This window comes from Pleionea sediminis, assembly GCF_007570825.1.
Classification (GTDB): domain Bacteria; phylum Pseudomonadota; class Gammaproteobacteria; order Enterobacterales; family Kangiellaceae; genus Pleionea; species Pleionea sediminis.
On record NZ_SUNB01000001.1, the window covers coordinates 588,021 to 609,507 of the forward strand.

19 protein-coding genes are annotated in these 21,487 nt (G+C 41.3%); 5 read left to right on the forward strand and 14 right to left on the reverse strand.

Annotated features, from left to right (window positions below):
- Nucleotides 1–88: 88 nt before the first annotated feature.
- The 8 genes from asnB to FAX86_RS02335 form a co-directional block, all read right to left on the reverse strand.
- Entirely contained in the window at nucleotides 89–2,098 is a 2,010-nt protein-coding gene (gene asnB / locus FAX86_RS02305) for an asparagine synthase (glutamine-hydrolyzing) (protein ID WP_144391718.1), read from the reverse strand.
- 55 nt (nucleotides 2,099–2,153) lie between these two features.
- Complete coding sequence (locus FAX86_RS02310; protein WP_144391719.1) at nucleotides 2,154–3,233, reverse strand: aspartate/ornithine carbamoyltransferase family protein; 1,080 nt, start codon at nucleotides 3,231–3,233, stop codon at nucleotides 2,154–2,156.
- Nucleotides 3,227–3,349, reverse strand: a complete 123-nt coding sequence (locus tag FAX86_RS22720) for a hypothetical protein (RefSeq protein ID WP_281286377.1) — start codon at nucleotides 3,347–3,349, stop codon at nucleotides 3,227–3,229. The genes FAX86_RS02310 and FAX86_RS22720 overlap by 7 nt, the downstream gene beginning before the upstream one ends.
- A gap of 11 nt (nucleotides 3,350–3,360) precedes the next feature.
- Nucleotides 3,361–4,770: a sodium:solute symporter family protein gene (locus FAX86_RS02315; protein WP_144391720.1), complete on the reverse strand. Its 1,410-nt coding sequence runs from the start codon at nucleotides 4,768–4,770 to the stop codon at nucleotides 3,361–3,363.
- Between the two features lie 14 nt (nucleotides 4,771–4,784).
- A complete protein-coding gene (locus tag FAX86_RS02320) occupies nucleotides 4,785–5,144 on the reverse strand; it encodes a hypothetical protein (RefSeq protein WP_144391721.1) in 360 nt (119 codons plus the stop codon).
- A gap of 323 nt (nucleotides 5,145–5,467) precedes the next feature.
- The gene (locus tag FAX86_RS02325; protein ID WP_144391722.1) at nucleotides 5,468–7,168 is read right to left on the reverse strand and encodes an NAD-dependent malic enzyme; all 1,701 of its coding nucleotides are present in this window, start codon (nucleotides 7,166–7,168) and stop codon (nucleotides 5,468–5,470) included.
- A 211-nt stretch (nucleotides 7,169–7,379) separates the two neighbouring features.
- Nucleotides 7,380–8,546: an aminotransferase class V-fold PLP-dependent enzyme gene (locus FAX86_RS02330; RefSeq protein ID WP_164503429.1), complete on the reverse strand. Its 1,167-nt coding sequence runs from the start codon at nucleotides 8,544–8,546 to the stop codon at nucleotides 7,380–7,382.
- Nucleotides 8,547–8,714: 168 nt separating this feature from the next.
- Complete coding sequence (locus FAX86_RS02335) at nucleotides 8,715–8,975, reverse strand: FmdB family zinc ribbon protein (protein WP_144391724.1); 261 nt, start codon at nucleotides 8,973–8,975, stop codon at nucleotides 8,715–8,717.
- A gap of 203 nt (nucleotides 8,976–9,178) precedes the next feature.
- On the opposite strand from FAX86_RS02335, the gene FAX86_RS02340 reads away from it, so the two are divergent.
- From FAX86_RS02340 to FAX86_RS02355, 4 genes are all read left to right on the forward strand, one after another.
- Complete coding sequence (locus tag FAX86_RS02340; protein WP_144391725.1) at nucleotides 9,179–10,900, forward strand: proline--tRNA ligase; 1,722 nt, start codon at nucleotides 9,179–9,181, stop codon at nucleotides 10,898–10,900.
- A 56-nt stretch (nucleotides 10,901–10,956) separates the two neighbouring features.
- A complete protein-coding gene (locus tag FAX86_RS02345) occupies nucleotides 10,957–11,481 on the forward strand; it encodes a lytic transglycosylase domain-containing protein (protein WP_246128483.1) in 525 nt (174 codons plus the stop codon).
- Nucleotide 11,482: 1 nt separating this feature from the next.
- Complete coding sequence (locus tag FAX86_RS02350; protein ID WP_144391727.1) at nucleotides 11,483–12,619, forward strand: patatin-like phospholipase family protein; 1,137 nt, start codon at nucleotides 11,483–11,485, stop codon at nucleotides 12,617–12,619.
- Between the two features lie 69 nt (nucleotides 12,620–12,688).
- A complete protein-coding gene (locus FAX86_RS02355) occupies nucleotides 12,689–15,352 on the forward strand; it encodes a bifunctional diguanylate cyclase/phosphodiesterase (protein WP_144391728.1) in 2,664 nt (887 codons plus the stop codon).
- Here the strand turns inward: FAX86_RS02355 and tilS are convergent.
- From tilS to FAX86_RS02385, 6 genes are all read right to left on the reverse strand, one after another.
- Complete coding sequence (gene tilS / locus FAX86_RS02360) at nucleotides 15,349–16,689, reverse strand: tRNA lysidine(34) synthetase TilS (RefSeq protein ID WP_144391729.1); 1,341 nt, start codon at nucleotides 16,687–16,689, stop codon at nucleotides 15,349–15,351. The genes FAX86_RS02355 and tilS overlap by 4 nt on opposite strands.
- 64 nt (nucleotides 16,690–16,753) lie before the next feature.
- Entirely contained in the window at nucleotides 16,754–17,713 is a 960-nt protein-coding gene (gene accA, locus FAX86_RS02365; RefSeq protein WP_144391730.1) for an acetyl-CoA carboxylase carboxyl transferase subunit alpha, read from the reverse strand.
- A 146-nt stretch (nucleotides 17,714–17,859) separates the two neighbouring features.
- Nucleotides 17,860–18,231 (reverse strand): FHA domain-containing protein, encoded by a 372-nt coding sequence (locus tag FAX86_RS02370; RefSeq protein WP_144391731.1) that lies wholly within the window; start codon nucleotides 18,229–18,231, stop codon nucleotides 17,860–17,862.
- Between the two features lie 145 nt (nucleotides 18,232–18,376).
- Nucleotides 18,377–19,192 (reverse strand): NADPH-dependent 7-cyano-7-deazaguanine reductase QueF, encoded by an 816-nt coding sequence (gene queF / locus FAX86_RS02375; protein WP_144391732.1) that lies wholly within the window; start codon nucleotides 19,190–19,192, stop codon nucleotides 18,377–18,379.
- Nucleotides 19,193–19,243: 51 nt separating this feature from the next.
- Nucleotides 19,244–20,356, reverse strand: a complete 1,113-nt coding sequence (rlmM, locus tag FAX86_RS02380; protein WP_144391733.1) for a 23S rRNA (cytidine(2498)-2'-O)-methyltransferase RlmM — start codon at nucleotides 20,354–20,356, stop codon at nucleotides 19,244–19,246.
- A gap of 26 nt (nucleotides 20,357–20,382) precedes the next feature.
- Complete coding sequence (locus FAX86_RS02385; RefSeq protein ID WP_144391734.1) at nucleotides 20,383–20,718, reverse strand: DUF1820 family protein; 336 nt, start codon at nucleotides 20,716–20,718, stop codon at nucleotides 20,383–20,385.
- 135 nt (nucleotides 20,719–20,853) lie between these two features.
- Between FAX86_RS02385 and FAX86_RS02390 the strand changes: the two genes are divergently transcribed.
- The gene (locus FAX86_RS02390; protein ID WP_246128484.1) at nucleotides 20,854–21,477 is read left to right on the forward strand and encodes a class I SAM-dependent methyltransferase; all 624 of its coding nucleotides are present in this window, start codon (nucleotides 20,854–20,856) and stop codon (nucleotides 21,475–21,477) included.
- The last annotated feature ends 10 nt before the right edge of the window (nucleotides 21,478–21,487 follow it).

Consider the following 21,487-nt stretch of genomic DNA (forward strand, 5'->3'; position numbering starts at 1 on the left):
GAATTTGTTGCCCTTACTATTGTAGCGCATTTTCAAAAGCTGAAATACTAGAAGCAATGTGAGTTTGTACTCACTTTAAATAATTATATCAACTCGCGGCCCAACCGAGTGCTGCAGCTCGCTCTGCAGCTTGCTTAGGAACATCGGTTTGAACAAATTTTTGATGCATAATCTGCACACCAATGACATGATTAATGACGGCATCCATTTGCACCCGATCATGATGCTCACCATCACCCTGCTTTTGCAACAGCTCTGAGACTGCTTTCGCATCCAGTAAACCAGCCTGATTAATTTGCTCATCGGAAGCGTACTCATTGACCAGAGACATAAGAGCACTCCATTTTTTTTCATCACGATGTGCTGGCGGCGCCATAAACGCAAACTTTTGGCGTTTGTATAAGGTTTCAGGTAAAAGCCCCTTCATTGCTTCTTTTAATACGTATTTTTCGACCGGACCTTTAATTCGCAGTTGAGGCGGTACTCGAGTCGCAAACTCAGCCAAATGATGGTCAAGAAAAGCTGGCCGTGCTTCCATTGAATTTGCCATATCGACACGATCACCTCCCCAAGTCAGAATTTGCCCTTCTAACATGGTTTTTATCCAAACGTATTGCGCTTTATCTAATGGGTGACGCCCTTGCAACATGGATAAGTCGAGCGTATCTGCTATCGCCGCGCCAGGATCGTAATCTTGCAAAGCTTCCTGTCGATCTTTTGTTAATAGACTCATCGCGATTGAGTCGCAATGCAACCAAGGCTGTAAACACGTTGGCGTAAACCCAACAAAGCTCGAAATGGCTTTGGAGTTGTATTCTTCTTTTGGCAACATCGCACCGCGAAACAAAGCATTATTCTGTTCGAGTGACGACTTCCAAATATTCCGTTGCTGAGAATCTAAGTCAGATAAACCATACAAAAACATGTCGTTTCTGAAAGATGGGTATCCGGCGAATAACTCATCGGAACCTTCACCCGTTAACACGACTTTATAATTAACACGATTCACTTCTTGACTCATCAACATCTTTGCAACACCTAACGTATTGTAAATCGTGCGTTCAGTGTGCCAGATGGTGCGTTCAAAATTATCGTACAAATGCTCAGCCGAAAGACTTAGCACATGCTGATCAGCACCACACCGATCGGCCATTTCTTTTGCAATTGGCGTTTCATCATAGTCTTTATCATCAAATCCAATTGTAAATGCTTTGACCGGCTCCTGACTTACCGCTTGCGACAATCCCAATATTGAACAAGAATCTATCCCACCAGACAAATAAGCGCCCACAGGAACATCGGCGGTCAATCGATGTTGAACTGCTTCTAATAATTTTTCGCGAACCGCTTCGATGTAATAATCTTCATTTGGATTAATATCGTGCTCGTCAGCTTGAGGAAACGAAATATCCCAGTACTTGTGCTCTTCAATTTGCAGACCGTGACGTGTTCTTTTAACTTTAACAACATATCCCGGTTTAACTTGATGCACACCTTTAAAAGCGGTGGTACCTGGAACCATGGTTTGAATCAACTGATGAAACAATCCTTCCTCATCAATTTCTCTTTCAACTTCATGGTGTGCAAACAAAACTTTAAGTTCCGAACCAAACACAATACCGTTGTCCGTTTGCGTCCAATATAACGGCTTTATACCAAACCGATCACGCACAAGGTATAAACAATCTTCGTTCTTATCGAATAACGCAAAAGCAAACTCGCCGCGTAATTGCTCTAGAGTTTTCTCCAGTCCGTACCGTGGAAAAAGATGTAAAATAATTTCTGAATCAGACTTGGTATTAAAAAAGGCACCATCAGCGGTTAATTGGGCACGAATACGCTGGTAATCGTATAACTCACCGTTCATTGTTAACATTAACCGGCCATCATTAGTAACAAACGGTTGTCGGGCTCGAGATTCATTTAAATCAATAATCGATAATCTAGCATGACTAAAGCCGATGCCTTTTTCATCAATAACTTCATACCCAAATCCGTCCGGACCTCGATGATGTTGAATGGCCGCCATGTTTACCAATAACTGAGGCTCAACCGGACGGCTTGGATCGCGATGAAAAACTCCCGCAATTCCACACATAAAACAAACTCCTAAATATTTAAATCATTATGCAAGTTAAGCAAAACTTACCTCTTTACTCGACGATATCCATGACACGTTCGGTTCGCTCACACATGCAAGTTAACAATGCCATGCGGACAAATACAGCCCCTCTTGCCTGCGAAAAGTACCAGTTATGACTCGTTGAATCTAAACTCTTATCAAGCTCTTCTCCTCGAGCCAATGGATGCATTACAATCGCGTCTTTCTTTAGAGGAGAATTTTTATCGAGTACAAATTTATCGCCGAAAGATTCAAAAGTATTGCCAACCCAGGCAATCGCATTAATGTAAACAATATCAAGCTCTGGCAAATAACTTTTTAAATCAGTCGAAACAATAACGTTAAGACCTTTTTCTTTTAATTGCTCAAGCTGCCCTTCATCAAAAACAGACTGATTCGAACCATCATGAATAATGACTACCTCGTCGAACATTTCGGGAAAAATTGCCAATAACTTAAGTAGACTGCGTACCGTTCTCATTTTATTGGGAATTCCTACGATCCCCATTTTTACTTTCGGCGTATTTTCCGGATCAGAAATTAAACCCGGGCGCCATTTAAAAATCGTGTATAAATCCGAAAGCGCCTGCGTGGGATGTTCATCAACTCCATTACCAGCGTTAATAATCGGAATACGTAAACTTTCCATCATGTGATGAACAGAATCTTCGTTGCTATCACGCAGAACTACACAGTCACCGTAGTTATTAAACATTTCGCCAACATCTTGCAACGACTCACCTTTTGCAATTCCCGTTGTCGAACGATCGGTTATCGACATAATATCGCCACCTAATCGATGCCAAGCACTTTCAAAAGATAATCGCGTGCGTGTACTTGGCTCGTAAAAAGCGCTAATTAATATTTTTCCACTTAAAGGCGAATGAAAACGCTCGGGATTTCCTTCAAACTTTGCTGATAGCCGAAACAGTTGAAGTACTTCATTTCGCCCAAATTGGTCTGATGACACAATGTGATGTTGTGGCAGATTTTTTAAATAATAACCTTCTTCGACAATTGCTTTAAGCAATGCTTTTGGGTGAGCGTCGCCATACACATCTAACTTTTCTCGTGAAAAGTGCATCTGCTCACTGTTCACTTGATCTACCATAACTGTTCCTTTTTCCAGTCTATTAAAGCGAGTACCAGCAAAACAAGGGGTGCCAAGGTTGATAAACCCAGAGCAGTCCAAACTAATACCTCGAACCATTCATAAGTTACTAACATTTGTATCTCTCCTATTGGAGTCGTTTCCAATCAAATTTTTCATCGTATGCCATAAGACCAATAAGACAAACGAATAGCGAAACTACACAGGAACTCAATGCAGAAACATAATAGCCTACTTGAAAATATAACGTCAGCCCTACTGCCGACCCACCTGCCATAGCAAGAGCAGCAACAGTGCCATTTAAGCGCCGAAAATACAGACCAAAAACTATTGGCCAAATGGTGCTCGCAACAAAGGCACCGGTTATCATTAATATTGCTGCAAGAGTATCAATTCTTGGAAAACATAAAGCCCACGTAATGACACCCAAGATCACGATGGAAACCTTACTAACTTTTAGCAGTTTTTCTTTATCGGCATTTTTATTAATAATTCCGCCGTAAATATCTTTAGTAATAAGATCACTCGTAGCAGCCAATAATGAATCAAGACTGGATGCCATTGCAGAAAAAACCACAATAAAAACAAAAAAAGCGCCAACACCACCCAGAATTTTTGCCGCAATCAAAGGTCCGACCATGTCAGAACTTGCTGGATACAAACCTAAAGCAGGCGCGGCAAGAGCAATAAACCCAGTAACAATTGGTATCGGTAACCATAATACACCGGCAAGTAGAAAGGCTTTCTTACCGATTTTATCTTTAAATGCAAAAGCTCGAGACCACCACACATTCGAGTGAAATATCTCACCGATACCAAAAAAGATATTATTAAATAAAAACATCAGCGCCGCTGGAAATAGCAAATTAAGTAGTTGCGGGCTTTTTGCTTCAACCGCCGTGTGAATTTCTTCCAGTCCCAATTTACTGATACCCACATAAGCAATTAAAATGACGCCAATTAAAATAATAATGGTTTGCACAAAGTCTGTTGCAATAACCGCTTTTAATCCGCCGAGAAGCGTATAGCAAACACAAATAAATAAAATGGCGCTCATTCCTACTCGATAATCTAAACCACTCAATGTTGAAATTAATATACCGCCTCCCATGCCCAAAGAAACCAGCCAACCAAATGAATAAGCAAGGGCAACGATAAGAAAAACATACCAGGCCACGCGGCCGTACCGCCGACGAATAAAATCACCGCAGGTATACCCATGAGGCATTAAAGCTTTAATGCGTTTTGCTAAGGGGGCGAATAAAATTAAACCTAGCGCAGCCATGGAATAACCTAACATACCCCAGACACCTAACTCGTAGGTTAATTGTGGCGCTAGTAAGGTTGTATTACTGGTAATCCAGGTTGCCATTGCCGTCGCTGAAGCAAATGCAAATCCCACATTTCTACCAGCAAGCATGAAATCGTCGAGTGTTCGATTGTTTCTTCCTAGCCACCAACCGAATGCAACCCATAAAACACCAAAAACTATAACAATAGCAATTGCCCATTCCGTAGATAGCACGACAGCGTTCATAAACTAGATTCCCGTTAATCGGTTTTTTTTATTCGAGTACAAACAAGAAGCGTGGAAATTAAGCAAACAAATAACGTAAGCCCGACAAAGAAAAAAGTAACTGCCTTATCAAGTGGCCAATGCTCCACATTAACAACAACAAAATTACTCACTTCGTTCGATTTAGAATCGCGCAGACGAAAATAAAACGTTCCATCACCGTAACCACTCAATGTGATTTTCCCGTCTCGATTAATCATATACTTGCGCTCGATGGCTTCGAAATTTTCGGAGCTTGCCATTTCCAGACGAACGGATTCAGCAACCTCGCCTTCCCAGCTGAGTGAAAAGTATCCTTCCTTACTAACATCATCGACACCCGACTTCAATTTCATTTCAGCGAACGAAAAAGAACAGAGGAATAAAGATGAGACAAGTAAGATAAGCTTTATTTTGAAGGTTCTCATTGAATGAAAAGTCTCAAAAATTAAGAAAATCCATCCTAGTATAAATATACTTTGAGGTCAAATCATCTCAAATCCGGCTAGTTTGACCACTTTTAATGGCTTATTCCCGAAACTTACTGACCTAATCTATTTTTTTAGGGGCGCTTTATTCGAAAGGGACTCCTCGCTAAATTTCATTAGCAAGTTAAAACAGTTAGAGAAATGAAAATTCTGGAACTGGCCTTAAGCTGGTAAGGCCAGTTTAGGAAGAACTAAAATGATGTTCGGCGATAGGTACGATATTGAGGAGTCCAAAAGTTTCTTTCTAACTTTTCACTTAACGCTTCATCTGAAATTGTAATCGCAACATTATCATCCATCGCTTGTCGAGCGACTGCGCGAGCAATTGAATAACTGACTTGACGAATGTCTTTTAAAGGTGGCAACAATGCGCCCGATGAACATTCAATGGAATATTGCGCTAACGCTTCACTTGCTGCCATCAACATATTATTCGTAACTCGACTTGCCTTCGCAGCCAAAACCCCTAGCCCGATACCAGGAAAAATATAAGCATTATTACATTGAGCAATCGGATAAGACTCTCCCTCAAAGTTGACTGGCTCAAATGGGCTACCGGTTGCCACAATCGCTTTTCCTTGTGACCACTCTATTAAGTTTTCTGGCTTTGCTTCGCTTTTTGATGTTGGGTTCGACAGTGGCAAAATAATGGGATGGTCAGTGCTTGATAGCATCATTTGCACAATGTCGTTGGTAAACACATCAGGTTGACCAGAAACCCCAACTAACACCGTTGGTTTTGCAAATTTTACCGTATTAAAAAAATCAACACGCCCGTTTTCATTTTTTACCCAATCACTCGTAATATCCGATTTTTGCGCCACCGGTTTTTGAAATGACTTGAGATATTCGAGGTCATCAGTTAATAAACCTCGGCTATCAATTAAAAAGATCCGTTCGCGTGCCTGTTCATCGGAAAGTCCTTCCCGTTTCATCTGTGCAATCACTTGCTCAGCTATTCCACACCCTGCAGAACCGGCACCCAAAAATACCAAGCGTTGATCTTTTAATTGTTGGCCGAGCTTTTTACAGCCCGCTAACAAAGTTCCCACAGTTACTGCAGCAGTCCCTTGAATATCATCATTAAAACTACACAGTTCATCACGATACTTTTCAAGCAATGGTGTCGCGTTGGTTGCTGCAAAGTCTTCGAACTGCAACAAGGCATCGGGCCATCGTCGTTTAACCGACTGGATGAACAAATCAACAAATTCGTAATAATCGTCACCGGTAATTCGTTCGTGACGCCAACCCATGTACATGGGATCATTTAATAGTTCTTCATTGTTACAACCAACATCGAGAACAATCGGTTGGGTGTAGGCCGGACTTATTCCGCCACAAGCAGTATACAAGGCAAGTTTACCGATAGGGATTCCCATACCGCCAATACCCTGATCACCCAAACCTAAAATGCGCTCTCCGTCAGTTACGACAATCACTTTAACGTTATGCTTAGTGGCATTCTGAAGCATGTCATCAATACGATCCCGATCGGGATAAGAGATAAACAACCCGCGTTTACGACGATAAATTTTAGAAAATTCCTGACAGGCTCGGCCAACAGTCGGTGTATAGATCAGTGGCATAACTTCATCGATATGATCGACAATGAGTTTAAAAAATAACGTTTCGTTTGTATCTTGAATATTTCTTAAATAAACGTGCTTGTCCAAATCGCCTTTAAATCCTTGCAATTGTTGATAGCATCTTGCCGACTGCTCCTCAATCGACTCAATATTCTGGGGTAATAGCCCTTCAAGATTAAATGTTTGGCGTTCAATCTCAGAAAATGCACTGCCTTTATTTAAAAGTGGAGTCTCTAAAAGAATGGGACCCGCATAAGGGATGTATAGAGGACGCTTTTCACCCTTCGACTTATTTTTCGTCATAATTATGTTGTCTCGCTCTCTTTTCTATAAATGATAACAGTCTCACTTTACCGTTTAATGAGTACCGATTAAAAATTACCGCTCAATGCACTTTATAATTTTTTGTTATGACAACTTTATGCGGAATTAACTTTTGTTTGATGAATTTCAAAAATAGCTTTTACTTGCATCATGCAAACAAGAACGCCTCCATTATAGGCTTCAACAGAATTTAATAAACCTTTTTTGATTCGCTACTTAATGGTGACGTTGCAGCCCTCATTAAAACTTCCGCTAATATATTAATGTCATCCAATGAATTATAAGAATGAACGGATATACGATTCACCTCTGTATTCGATCTTTGCTGCATTTGTATTGGCCCAGAATCAAAATAGCTCACACTAGTAACAATTGAATGGTCTAATAAATATTTATTAAGCTCGCTGGCTTTCCACTGAGCTAAGTTGAAAGTAATGATCCCCGAGGCATTCATCTCATTTTCATAAGTGGTCAGATGAGGTATCTCATTTAACTTTTCTCTGACAGACTTTGCCGTCGTCTCAATACTTTTATAAATGTTAGTTTGATTCGAAAGTAAGTTATCAATCGCAACACTCAAACCCAGTCTTGCTGACCAATTCCCTTCCCATAACTCAAATCGTCTTGCATCTTTGCGTAATGAAAAATCGCCTGAAGGCTTTAACTCTGTCGCGAAGTGATCGGTAATAATAGGAAGTAAGGCATCATTAATCACACGATCCGATGCATATAGAAACCCAGTTCCTCGTGGCGCTCGCAAAAACTTTCTTCCTGTTGCACATAAGAAATCACAATGAAGTTTCGTGACATCTATAGGTAATTGCCCTGCGACCTGACAGGCATCAACCACATAATATAAATGATGATCTTTGATTGCACGACCAACTTCTTCTGCCGGAACTCGCGTTCCAATGTGAGAGGGAACCCAGGTGATAATTAAAGCTTTTGTTTTATCCGAAACCGTATGCAAGACATCTTCAACATTGATGTTTCCTTCTCTCAAGGACACTACTTTAATGACCAGCTCGTATTTTTCGGCCAACTGATGAATCGCAACAAAATTTGCACCATACTCAAATTCAGTAATGATAACTTCGTCACCCGATTCCCAAGGAATTGATAATAGAGCGGAGACCATGGCTCGGGTCGCGCTTTCTTGCAAAGCAATTTGGTGCTCTTGAGCCAAAATTAACGAAGCGATTCTTTGATAGAGTTTTTGCCAATCTTCGCTGTGATTAGAAGCGCATAGATAGCCACCCAACTGTTGTTCTTCTCGCAGGTAATTGATTTGTGCTTCCACCACATTATCAGCACAAATACTTGCCCCAGCAGCATTAAAATGAATTAACGACGTCACGGGATTAAAATCCATTGATTTTATGAACGTTAAGTATGCCGGGAAAGAAATACGATAACAAATGAGCTAATAACCACTCTCTATTTGTCTCTACTCAAAAAAAATGCCTCATCGCTGTAATGAGGCATTAATCGGTTACATGAAGAATCTTGCAAGGTGGAAAAAGTGTTAGGCAGCAGACTCCGTTTTCTTACTGGTGCTGCTTGAAGCATCAGATTTCGTTTCTGTCTTTTTAGCCTTAGCGCCAGAGTTCTTAAAATCAGTTTCATACCACCCCGAACCTTTCAATTGAAAACCGGCAGCCGAAACAAGCTTTTTAAGCTCGGGCTTGTCACACTCTGGACATTCCACTAACGGGGAATCACTCATTTTCTGAAGCTTTTCGAATTGATGATCACAAGCACCGCACTGATACTCATAAATAGGCATGGCTAATTCCTCACTGCGCACAAACTCAAATACCGCTCAAAGCGGCTCATACAGGGCAATATAAGGCCTTTTTTCAAAAAATAAAGTGGCAAGATTAAATTTTATGCGTTAATACCTAAAATCAACCATTTAGCGACGCTGTGAACGCTGCTAAAATAGACCTCTTAATTTTAAAAATTCAGAATAAAAACGACGGAACTCCAATGCGTACCAGTAATTATTTAGTCGCAACTTTAAGAGAAACCCCTTCAGATGCCGAATTAGTAAGCCATCAACTTATGCTAAGAGCAGGCTTAATAAGAAAACTGGCTGCATCAGCCGGACTATATAGCTGGCTGCCAACAGGCCTGAGAGTATTAAGAAAGGTTGAGTCGATTGTTCGAGAAGAAATGAATAAAGTGGGCGCACAAGAAGTGCTCATGCCAATGGTTCAACCAGCCGACCTGTGGGAAGAGTCAGGACGATGGAGCCAATTTGGACCAGAACTATTACGGCTGCACGATCGGCACAATCGAGAGTTTTGCCTCGGTCCAACCCACGAAGAAGTCATAACTGCAATTATTCGAGACGAAGTTCGATCCTACAAACAATTACCTTCATGCTTTTATCAAATACAAACAAAATTTCGTGATGAGAGACGGCCTCGATTTGGTGTAATGCGTGCTCGTGAATTTCTAATGAAAGATGCTTATTCATTTCACGATTGTGCCGAAAGTCTCGAAGAAACTTATCAAAAAATGTATCAAGCCTACTCCAATATTTTTGACCGTCTTGGACTGGAATACCGAGCCGTTATTGCTGATACCGGAGCCATTGGTGGAAGCGCTTCGCATGAATTTCATGTGTTGGCAGAATCTGGCGAAGACGCCATTGCATTTAGTGACGGCAGTGAATACGCGGCGAATGTAGAAAAAGCAGAAGCACAAGCTCCACAAAATGAGCGCCCAGCTCCTACTGAGACAGTAGAGAGTATCAATACACCAAATTGCAAAACAATGGAGCAATTAGCTGACCAGTTATCACTCCCAACAGAGCAGTTTGTCAAAACCTTGTTAGTCAAAGGCGCAACTGAAGAACATCCTGTCGTCGCTCTGTGCTTACGTGGCGATCACACATTAAACGAATTAAAAGCCGAGAAACACGATTTAGTGAGTGCTCCACTAACAATGGCCACGGATGAAGAGATTCAAGACTTAGTCGATTGCGAGGCCGGCTATCTGGGCCCTGTAAAACTGAACGCGCCTGTTATAGTTGATCGCGATGCCAGTATTTTGTCCGACTTTACTTGCGGCGCAAATACTAACGAACACCACTTAAAAGGCGTCAACTGGGAGAGAGATGCACAAATTACCGAAGTGATGGATATTCGAAATGTCGTCGAAGGCGATCGGGCCCCCGATGGCAAAGGTCAATTAACTATTAAGCGCGGTATCGAAGTCGGTCACATTTTCCAGTTAGGCTCAAAATACAGCAAGGCAATGAATGCCAATGTTCTTAATGAGCAAGGTAAAGCCGTGACTCTAGAAATGGGCTGCTACGGAATTGGCGTGAGCCGAATCGTTGCTGCTGCCATTGAACAAAATCATGACGACTATGGCATTATTTGGCCGCAAAATATTGCACCATTTACCGTTGCGATAGTCCCCATGAACATGAAACGCTCAACCCGCGTAAAAGAAGCTGCCGAAACTCTGTACCAGGAGCTTTTAGATCGCGGCGTAGAAGTTATTCTGGACGATCGCAAAGAGCGTCCGGGCGTCATGTTTGCCGACATCGAGTTAATGGGCGTTCCGCACCGAATTGTTATTTCAGATAAAGGTATCGATCAAGGCACTTTCGAATACAAACATCGACGTGACAACGAAAAACTCGATATATCACAAGATAATGTTCTAGACTTTATAATGGATAAGCTGAGTACTTAATTACTATGGTGGCCAGACACACAACCCTGTTTTTAGTTTTATTCATATGCTTCATTGTGCCGTTACAGGCCAATCAAAAAGTTCCTGATCAGGCATTTCGTCAGGAGCTTAAAACCTTATTGACCGAAGAACACTCCTTCACCGATCGCTTTGAAGCAGAAGTCTGGCTTAAAGATATGTCAAAGCGGCTTGCGAAACGCGCGCCGCACATTCCTCAAGACGAACGATTCGAGACATTAAAACTTGCCCATAAATACGCCAAGTCTTACAAACTTGATCCGCAACTGGTACTTGCCGTTATTGAGGTTGAATCAAACTTCGATCGCTTTGCAATTTCCAGCGTCGGAGCTCGAGGTTTAATGCAAATTATGCCGTTTTGGAAAGAAGTCATTGGCAAACCCGATGACAACTTAATGGATATCGAAACCAATATTCGCTATGGCTGTGCCATTCTCAGTTTGTACATTAAGAAAGAAAAGAAAAACATCACCAATGCGCTTGCTCGATATAACGGAAGTTATGGCAGAATGAAATATCCGATGAAGGTGTACAAAGCGCTACGCAAACGTTGGAAAGCGTAAAATGAATGCGGAAAGCCCCATCGGACTCGTTCTCTCCGGCGGAGGCGCAAGAGCCGCTTATCAAGTCGGTGCACTTAAAGCCCTTTCAGAAATATTACCTTTTGCCACCCACAACAATCCTTTCCCCATCATCACCGGAACGTCCGCAGGTGGAATTAATGCGACCGTCGTTGCAGCCTATTCGCAACACTTTAAGTTGGGAATGAAACGACTGGAAAACGTTTGGGGAAATTTTCATTGTCAGCATGTATTTCATACCGAGTTTACCAAGTTATCAGCCAATTCATTTCGTTGGTTAAAGTTACTTCTCGGTGGTCGGCAACACATGAGTTTTGGCTTACTCGACAATACACCACTAAGTGAACTTCTGGACAAAGTCATTCCTTATCCTCTAATCCACAAGGCGATTTCGCAAGGCGCCCTCAAAGCACTTTGCGTTACTGCATCGAGTTACACGACGGGTGAATCCATTAGCTTCTTTCAAGCTCGACCCAATACCGAAATTTGGCGACGTCACAACCGACGAGGCCACCCAGCGATCATAAACAGTGATCACCTTTTGGCATCAGCAGCAATACCCATCGTATTTCCCGCCGTAAAGGTGGGCAAACAATATTTTGGTGATGGCAATATGCGTTTTCTTTCTCCTCTCAGCCCGGCAGTTCATTTAGGTGCTGATAAAATCATTGTTATCAGTGTTGATCCGTTTCAGATCAGTACCGATGAGCAAAGCCATCCCGAAGGATACCCGACAATTGCTGAAATTGGCGGACATGTTCTGGATAGTGTATTCATTGACAGTTTGGAAAGTGATTTAGAACGATTACACCGCATTAATCGAACACTTGAAAAGCTTCCGAAAAAGAAAAGCAAAGAGCTCAATTTACGAAGTATAGAAACACTGACGATCCACCCCAGTCAAGACATCAGCTTTATTGCTCGGGAACACTTTAAGGCAATGCCTGCCGCATTACGCTTTTTTCTTCGTCGTATTGGCATTGATGGAGAAAGTGGCGATGCGGTACTGAGTTATTTACTTTTCGAAAAATCCTTCACTCGCGAACTGATAGAGCTAGGCCACAAAGATACTATGGCCAAAGAAGAAGAAATTCTCAGCTTTTACAACTTAAAGTCCTGATTCACTGGTAAACCATGCAATATTGACTATTCTTTCACTGAGGGAATTAACCCGAGGTTAATCAATAACTTGCAAAAAAATCAAAAGTTCGAAGGTACTCGCAAGAACGATGAACAAGGCCGTCAAAAAAGCAATAACGAAGATACGGTTCAACATGCGCTTCTGCAAATAGCTTCACTGTCCAGTCAGGTAAAAAATCTCTCTGATTTTTATAAGGACCTGCATGAGATAGTGAATACCCTTATGAGCGCAAATAACTTTTATATTGCTCTTAAAACAGATGATCGTTCACACATTCGTTTCGTTTATTTTTGCGATGAAGCCGAAGACGAAAGCTTTGATCCCACGCAATGGCCACCAGAACCTATAGAAGAATTTAAAAAGACATTATCCGGTTACATTATTAGAACGAGTGAAGCACTTCTTGCGGATTATAATGCACTTCAATCATTAATTTCCCATGATGAAATTAGTATGCGAGGCGAACCTCCCGCTCATTGGATGGGTGTTCCATTAAAGGTGATTGATGAAACCATTGGCGTCATGGTCATTCAAACCTACAAACAAGAACTCGAATTAACGGAACACGATAAAGAGCTATTAATATTTGTCTCGCAACATATCGCCAGTGTATTAGAACACAAGCAATATGAAGAGCAACTTCGTTCATACAATGAAAGACTAGAAATCAAAGTCGCTCAACGCACCGCCATGCTGGAAAAAATTAATCAAGATCTGGAAAAAGAAATTGAAGAGCGGGAGCGCAATGAAGCGCTTCAAGCAGCACTGTTTAAAATTTCAGAGTTATCAAATACGAGTCATAACCTGGATGAGTTTTACAGTGAGTTACACCATACCATCAATCAAGTTATGCCCTCTAAAAATTTCTATATTTGTACTTATAAAAAATCAGAGCAAAAAGTTTCATTTCCCTACATTGTTGACGAGTATGATTCTCAAGCACAAAGCCGAGTACTTGACGAAAACAAACCCGAAAATGAATACTCACCAACAGAATGGGTCCTGAAGAAAGGTGAACCCCTGCTAATCAATAAAAGCAATATCGAGCATTGGAAAAAACGAAATGTTATTGTGGGTACAACACCAACGACCTGGCTAGGAGTTCCTTTAATACAAAAGTCAAAAGTCAGAGGCGTGTTAGCCGTTCAAAGTTATTTAAAAGGAAAGTCATACACTCAGCTTGATAAAGAAATTTTAATGTTTGTTGCTCATCATGTATCAACAGCCATTTATCGAAAAAAAAATGCCGACTCATTGAAATATGCGCATGACGAATTAAAGAAAGTAAATGACCAACTAGAAAAGCGAGTTGCTGAACGAACACAAGAACTATCAATAACTAACTCTACTTTGAAAAAAATGCTCGACGAACGTAATAAGATGCAAAAAAAACTCGCGTTTGAAGCTTTTCATGACAGCTTAACCGGACTTCCAAATCGCGCATTATTCACTGACCGTCTAAACCAAATCATTCAACAAAGACTAAGAAATAGAGAAATTTCCTTTACCGTTTTATTTCTTGATCTCGATCGTTTCAAAGTGATTAACGATAGTTTGGGCCACATCATGGGTGACAAACTTTTACAAGAAGTTGCCGGCCGCCTGGAAGACTGCATTCGTCCAAATGATACCGTCGCTCGACTGGGTGGTGATGAGTTTTGCGTGCTACTTCGGGATATCAATATGCCTCGTGATGCAGCAATCATCGCCGACCGAATTATCGCCTCAATTTCCACTCCTTTTCAACTTGATGAACATAAAATTTTCACCTCCACCAGTATTGGTATTGCGATTTGTACAGATGATTACAGCAGTCCAGAAGATGTTTTAAGAGACGCGGATGCTGCCATGTATCACGCAAAAGCCAGCGGTAAAGCTCGTTATTCTATGTTTGACAATGACATGTACTCTACCGCAATGAAGCGATTACGCATTGAGAGTGATTTACGGCACGCCTTAGAAAAACAACAGATTAAAGTTTTTTACCAACCTATTATTGAATTAGAAACGGGACGAATCGTGTCGTTTGAAGCATTAGCCCGATGGATTCATGATGATATGGGATTCATACCACCGGATGAGTTTATACCAATTGCTGAAGAAACAGGTATGATTCATGAAATCGGATCTTATGTACTAAACCAATCTTTAAGGACATTAAAGCATTGGCAATCACGTAGCCAGTCAGCTAACGACATATCCGTTAGCGTCAACTTTTCATCGAAACAAATTGAACATCACGACCTATTAGAAGAAATAAAACAAGCATTGGATGATAACAAGCTTTCATCAAAACACTTAAAAGTAGAGATTACAGAAAGTTTGTTGATTCGCAGTGCGCAACTCGCACAAAAACTCCTAAAGTCATTATCTGAAATTAATATTGAAGTATTGCTCGATGATTTCGGTACCGGATACTCGTCCTTAAGTTATTTACATAAGTTTACTTTGCACACGATAAAAATTGACCGTTCGTTTATCGATAAGATGGATACCAGTAAAGAACATTTGACCATTGTTAAAGCGATTGCATTTATGTGCCAAGATTTAAATTTAGGCTTAATTGCTGAGGGTATCGAGTCGAAAAAGCACATTGATATTTTAAAAAGTCATGGTATTCGTCATGCGCAAGGTTATCACTTTAGCAAACCTGTACCTGCCGATGAGGCAGCAGAACTCATAAAAGAATTTAATTCAAAAACGAACAACTAACTTTTTTCTTCAAGCTTAAATTCAATCGCACTTCCTGGCTCGGCAAAAAAAGAGTAGTCGTAAAAATACCCAACGGCAGCAACCAATTGCTCATCGTAAAAAACTAATGGAATTTTATCCCTTTCCCACCCTGGAACACCTGACTCATTAAAGAATTTTTTTAATGTTGTTGCCTTACTCCGAGTATGAGGCCAACATCGCTCGCCTCCTTTTCTCGAGCGAACAGTAACCCGGACCGACTTGTCAGGAGCTCGGATACCGCGTTTACTGTTAGTACTCGCCGTCAGTTGCCGATTTATTTTGGGTAATACAATTGTTTCAGGAAAATTTGCCCAATGGTATTCATAATCGACTGGTTGGGTTAAAGCCTCTGGAATCATGTATAAGCATTGGCCTGATTGTTTTAAACAATATTCCCCTGTCGCAAGAGTTATTTGACTATCAATAGTACTCTCTTGCAATTGACGCACAAATTCTTCGAGCTTGGATGAGCTGGGAGCCATAAGTTCGAATTGAACAATCCAGTAGCGCAGGAGGTTTATCAACCTATCCCAAGATAGTACCTTAAGATCTGCAATCGATAATCCATCTTGCTCTTCCTTGTACACTTGCCTGAAATCGGATTCAGCGAACTCATCCAACAGCCTTTGCGTGGATTCCATATGTTTACCAAAACGAACGACGGGGTCGCGGTAACCAGACCACTGCTTCTCAATCACAGGAAGAATGTCGTTTCTTAAAAAATTACGCCGTTGATCCGACTCAAAATTTGAAGGATCATCAATCCAATTTAACTGATGTGTGTTCGCAAACTCGGCAAGTTGAGATCGGCAAGAATTTAAAAATGGTCTTAACACCTGAATATCATATCTTTGTGAGTCTGCTTGCATTCCTCTAACACCAGCAACCCCACTGCCACGAAGCAAGTTAAGAAAAATAGTCTCAACTTGATCATCTTTATGATGAGCTAACCATAGAACATCATTTTTAGAAATTTTATTTTGAAAAACACGCCAACGTTCTTTACGTGCTAATTGCTCCAACCCTTGCCGTGTTTGATTTGATAAAGTGACTTTTTCGCTGTGAAACTTTACATTGAGCCAGTGACAGAAGTCACGACAATGCTCTTCCCATTCATCGGCTTGCTCAGCAATTCCATGATTTACATGAATGGCTCTTAATTGTACTGAAGGATAATGACGAGAAATCTGCTTGAGCGCATATAACAAAACGGTTGAGTCCATTCCTCCGCTGTATCCGATCCACCAAATATTTGGCAAAGTATTACAGCTAAGAAATTGCTCTAAAGACTCAATAAGTTGTTCAGATTCAGCCATGTTTCACCAGTATCATGACAGCATGATCATCGAGCCGCTAAAAACACTGGCGAATACAAAACCATTAATTTTCTTCGTAGACACCAAAAGACATCAGGCGTTGATAACGTAAATCTAACAGCTCTTCGATCGACAACTCTTTAAGCGCACTCAAATCTTCCACAATTCGTTGCTTGAGTTGCACAGCTGTTACCGAAGGATCGCGATGCGCTCCTCCGAGTGGTTCTTCGACTATCGCATCGATGAGTTCAAGACTTTTCAAACGGCGAGCAGTAATTCCCATGGCTTGCGCAGCTTCTTTTGCTTTTTCAGCACTTTTCCATAAAATCGAAGCACAACCTTCTGGAGAAATGACCGAGTAAGTTGAGTTTTGCAACATATTAACTCGATCACCAACACCAATCGCCAAGGCGCCACCCGATCCACCCTCGCCAATAACGGTACAAACGATAGGGGTTTTAAGCGTCGCCATTTCTTTCAAGTTGCGCGCAATCGCTTCGCTCTGACCACGCTCTTCAGCGCCGACACCTGGGTATGCTCCGGGCGTATCAATGAAGGTAACGATTGGCATTTTAAATTTTTCTGCCATGTGCATTAAGCGTAAAGCTTTTCGATACCCCTCAGGTCGTGGCATTCCGAAATTACGCTTAATTTTCTCTTTCGTATCACGTCCTTTTTGATGGCCAATCACCATAACAGGTTCATCATTCAACCGAGCAACCCCACCAACAATGGCCCAATCATTGGAAAATGCACGATCGCCACAGAGTTCTTCAAAATCGGTGAAAATAAGATCAAGATAATCTTGGGTATAAGGACGTTGAGGATGTCGAGCAAGTTGAGCAATTTGCCAGGCATCTAAATCTTTAAAAATTTGTTCCGTTAGCTCAGTGCTTTTCTTCTGCAGACGAGCGATTTCCTCAGAAATATTGATTTCTGCATCACTGCCCACCAAACGAAGTTCTTCTATCTGTGCTTCTAATTCAGCGATGGGCTGCTCAAAGTCTAAAAAATGCATGCTCATAATCCATATTACTCTAATCGTTTCTACCGGAGACGGTATGGGAAAGCTATTCTAACGACTTTGCCAATATATTCAATCTATAAGAAATCGGACAAGTTTGATTATAGCAGACGTCCTTGCCCAATCATTTTTCAAAGAGATGACAATTAAGACTTATCTTTTAAATAAAAAATTCCAGGAATCCAGGACTTTTTAATTTCCTGTGTCGACTCGAGTAAACTTTCTTCGTCGCTGACGAAACGGAAGTTGGATAATCCAATATTAATATTATCGTTGTGTCTTAAAGGACTGGATTGTACTTTCTTGTTATTGACGAAGGTACCGTTGGTACTGTTTGCGTCTTCAATCCATACTTCACCAAACCCCTGTTTGATGTTCAACTGCGCATGCTCAAAGCTCACAGATGGATCTTCAAGGTGAATATCGCAGTCGGATGAGCGACCAATAGACAAACACTCTTTATCAAGAGTAAATCGCGGTCCAGTCTCACCATCCGAAATTAACACCAAGTAGGCCATATTTGGCTCCTCTATATCGACTATCAGTATGGGCAGTAAGAATAGACTGATAAATAAACAGTTTCGTTGCGTTTCGTCACATTATCCTGCCCACTTTTCGAGTAAGCAATCACAATTTACCGAACCGCCAGCTTTAGCCCTTCTATTATTGACGAGCGGTTCTCAAAAACGGTATACAACTTTCAAAATTACTGCGCCATGGATTGATGTCTAAACCACCGCGTCGTGTGTATCGGGCATAAACGGACAATTTATTAGGCCGACAAATTCGCATAATATCTTGATAGATGCGTTCGACACACTGCTCATGAAATTCATTGTGATTGCGAAATGACACTATGTACTTAAGTAATTGGCTTTTATTGATCGCTTTTCCTTGATAACGCACAATTAAAGTTGCCCAGTCGGGTTGCGAAGTAATCAAGCAATTACTTTTTAATAAATGCGAATACAGTGTTTCTTCAACGTTATCATCTTGCTCACTGCATTCGAGTAAGTCAGGTTGATAGTCAAAGGTCTCACACTCAACCTCTAACATGTCGATCAGTTGTCCTTCAATCGTGCCAAATCCTAAATGTTGATATTCATCCAGTGAATATAAGGTGATATCAACATCGCAATTTGCCGCCTCCGATAAGTCTTCTTTTAAAGTTCGATGTAATTCATCTCTGTCAATGCGCTCTTGATTGAACGAATTTAAATAAAGTTTAAACGATTTCGACTCGATGATATGACTGGACTCACAGGGAAATCGAAATTCAGCAATCGCTACTTCCGGTTTACCTTTCTTATCAAGCCAGGATAACTCGTAAGCCGTCCACAAATCGACACCATAAAAAGGTAGGGGTTGATCGATCCCTATCTCAATACGCTTTTCTTTGCGTTCAACAGGAAACAAAAGTGTCGGATCATAAACTTCAGGATATTCTGTCGCTTGACCGAGTGGAATTTTTTTTGTCATACCTGATTAACTCTAGTTAGAAGATTATCGTTGCTATAACTCAAATCTAGATTAATTAGACAAGGATAGATACACCGTGATTTCTTCACGGTCGTGATAGAGCTGCTTTGCTTGAATCGAATAAGGTAATTCTTCCAGCTTTTCCCGGATTATTTCAAAACACTCTTTGACCATGGCGTACCGCTTTTTCATGGGCAACTTTAGATTAAAAATTGCGCGCTCAGAAGCGCCGTCTTTAATCCAGTCGGCCATCAACCCCGCAATACGTGATGGCTTTTCAACCATATCACAAACTAACCAGTTTACCGGATAAGGAGGACGATAAACAAAGCCATCCGCTTTAATATGTTCAACTTGACCACTGCTCATTAAGGAATCAGCCATATCACCATTATCGATGGCCATAACTTGCAGCTCTCGGCGAACCAACTGATAAGTCCAACCGCCTGGGCAAGCCCCCAAATCAACCGCCGTCTTCCCAAGGCCAAATAAGGAATTTCTCTCTTTAGCATCAAGAAAATGCAAAATGGCTTCATCGAGTTTTAGTGTCGATCGACTTGGCGCGTCACCGGGCATTTTCAAATGGGCTATGCCGCAAGCCCACTTTGGTTGGTTGTTAAATAAAGACCACCCCAGCCACACCTTGGTGCTCTCAATAAATAAAAGATTCAAGCACCAATCTGACTTGTCGTCGAATACTCCGGCAACTTTAAGCGATTGTTTAACTGGTGAAACAATTTTCTTGGCTAACTTAGCCAAAGACTTACCTTGATTAGTGTCAGTAAACCAGGGATTGATTTGTCGAACAGATGGAGATTCATTCAAAGCTTCAATCATCCCCGTCACCCGATCGTCGGGATCAAGGCCATCAATCGGTTCCAGAGTAAGCATTAAATCACGCGAAAATATCAACTTATTGACGTCAATATGACACAACAGATTTTGAGCCGACTCGGGGTCATAGCAGCGAAAAAGAGCAAAACCATCACCCGACACGGCTTGAACGTAACCATAAATACCTAATTCCTGAGCAACATCTTGTAATTCTTGTGCCGCCTCTGATTCAAAGCCACAACGACAGAGCACCAGCAAATCTTTAGCATGAGTTGCTTCGACTTGGCTTAAATAGGCATCGCGTTGGTCATTTGTGTTGGTTGAATGCATGCTCAATCTTAATAATCGGCTCTAACTTAAACGTCTGAACGAGGAGGCTTGCCTGCCGGCATAGGAAAGTTTTTCACGACGCTGTTACTTGAAACATCGGAAATTTTGGCGACACCTTGCTTCTCAACTTCGTCAATTCGAATGACCGAATGCATCGGAACAAAGCTTCGCTTCACACCTTCAAACTCCGCCTTTAACTTTTCTTCCGCTGGATCCACCACAACCTGAGTCCGCTCACCGAACACCAGTTCTTCGATTTCAATAAAACCGTATAAATCGCTGGAATAAACATCACGGGCATACACTTCGTATGTTTGGTTGTTATTTACGAACATCACTTTAAAAATCTGTGATTGACTCATAACACTACTTTTCCTAATCCAATATCACGCCAGGCTCGCATTTTACCTTACCTGATGCGCCAACGCAGCAAGGGATAGTTTTATTCTGATACCCACTAAACCTAAAATGTGCCATTCGATTAATTCGGCGATATAATGCGCCAAATTTCAGAGAGAGCTCATATTATGCCCGCCAAAACACCATTGACCGATAAGCTCAGAGAACCATTAAAATTCACCACAGAACTCAAAGGCTTTCCGCTTCAGTTCGAATCGACCTGGGGTATCTTTTCCCCAAGAGAAGTCGATGAAGGCAGTCGATTATTACTTGACCATATCGAAGTTGATAAAACGGCCAATTGTTTTGATCTCGGATGTGGCTATGGCGTTCTCGGCATTACTCTCGCCAAAATGGCCCCCGAAGGCACAACCATCATGGCTGATAAAGATTTTGTTGCCGTAGATTACGCCAATAAAAATGCAAAAACCAATCGTGCCACCAATGCAAAAGCGATCCTGAGCAATGGACTTGAACAATTGACTGATGAAAAGTTTGACGTCATCGTCTCGAATATTCCGGCAAAAGTTGGTAACGAAATGCTGACACTTTTTTTACACGATGCATTAGAGCATTTAAATCCCGGTGGTCGTTTTTACGTCGTTACCATTAATGGACTTCGTCAATTCATGAAACGAAATTTCAATGAAGTTTTTGGGAATTATAAGAAACACAAACAGGGCAAAAACTATACGGTTGCGAGTGCAATAAAACTGCCATAAAAGGCATTCT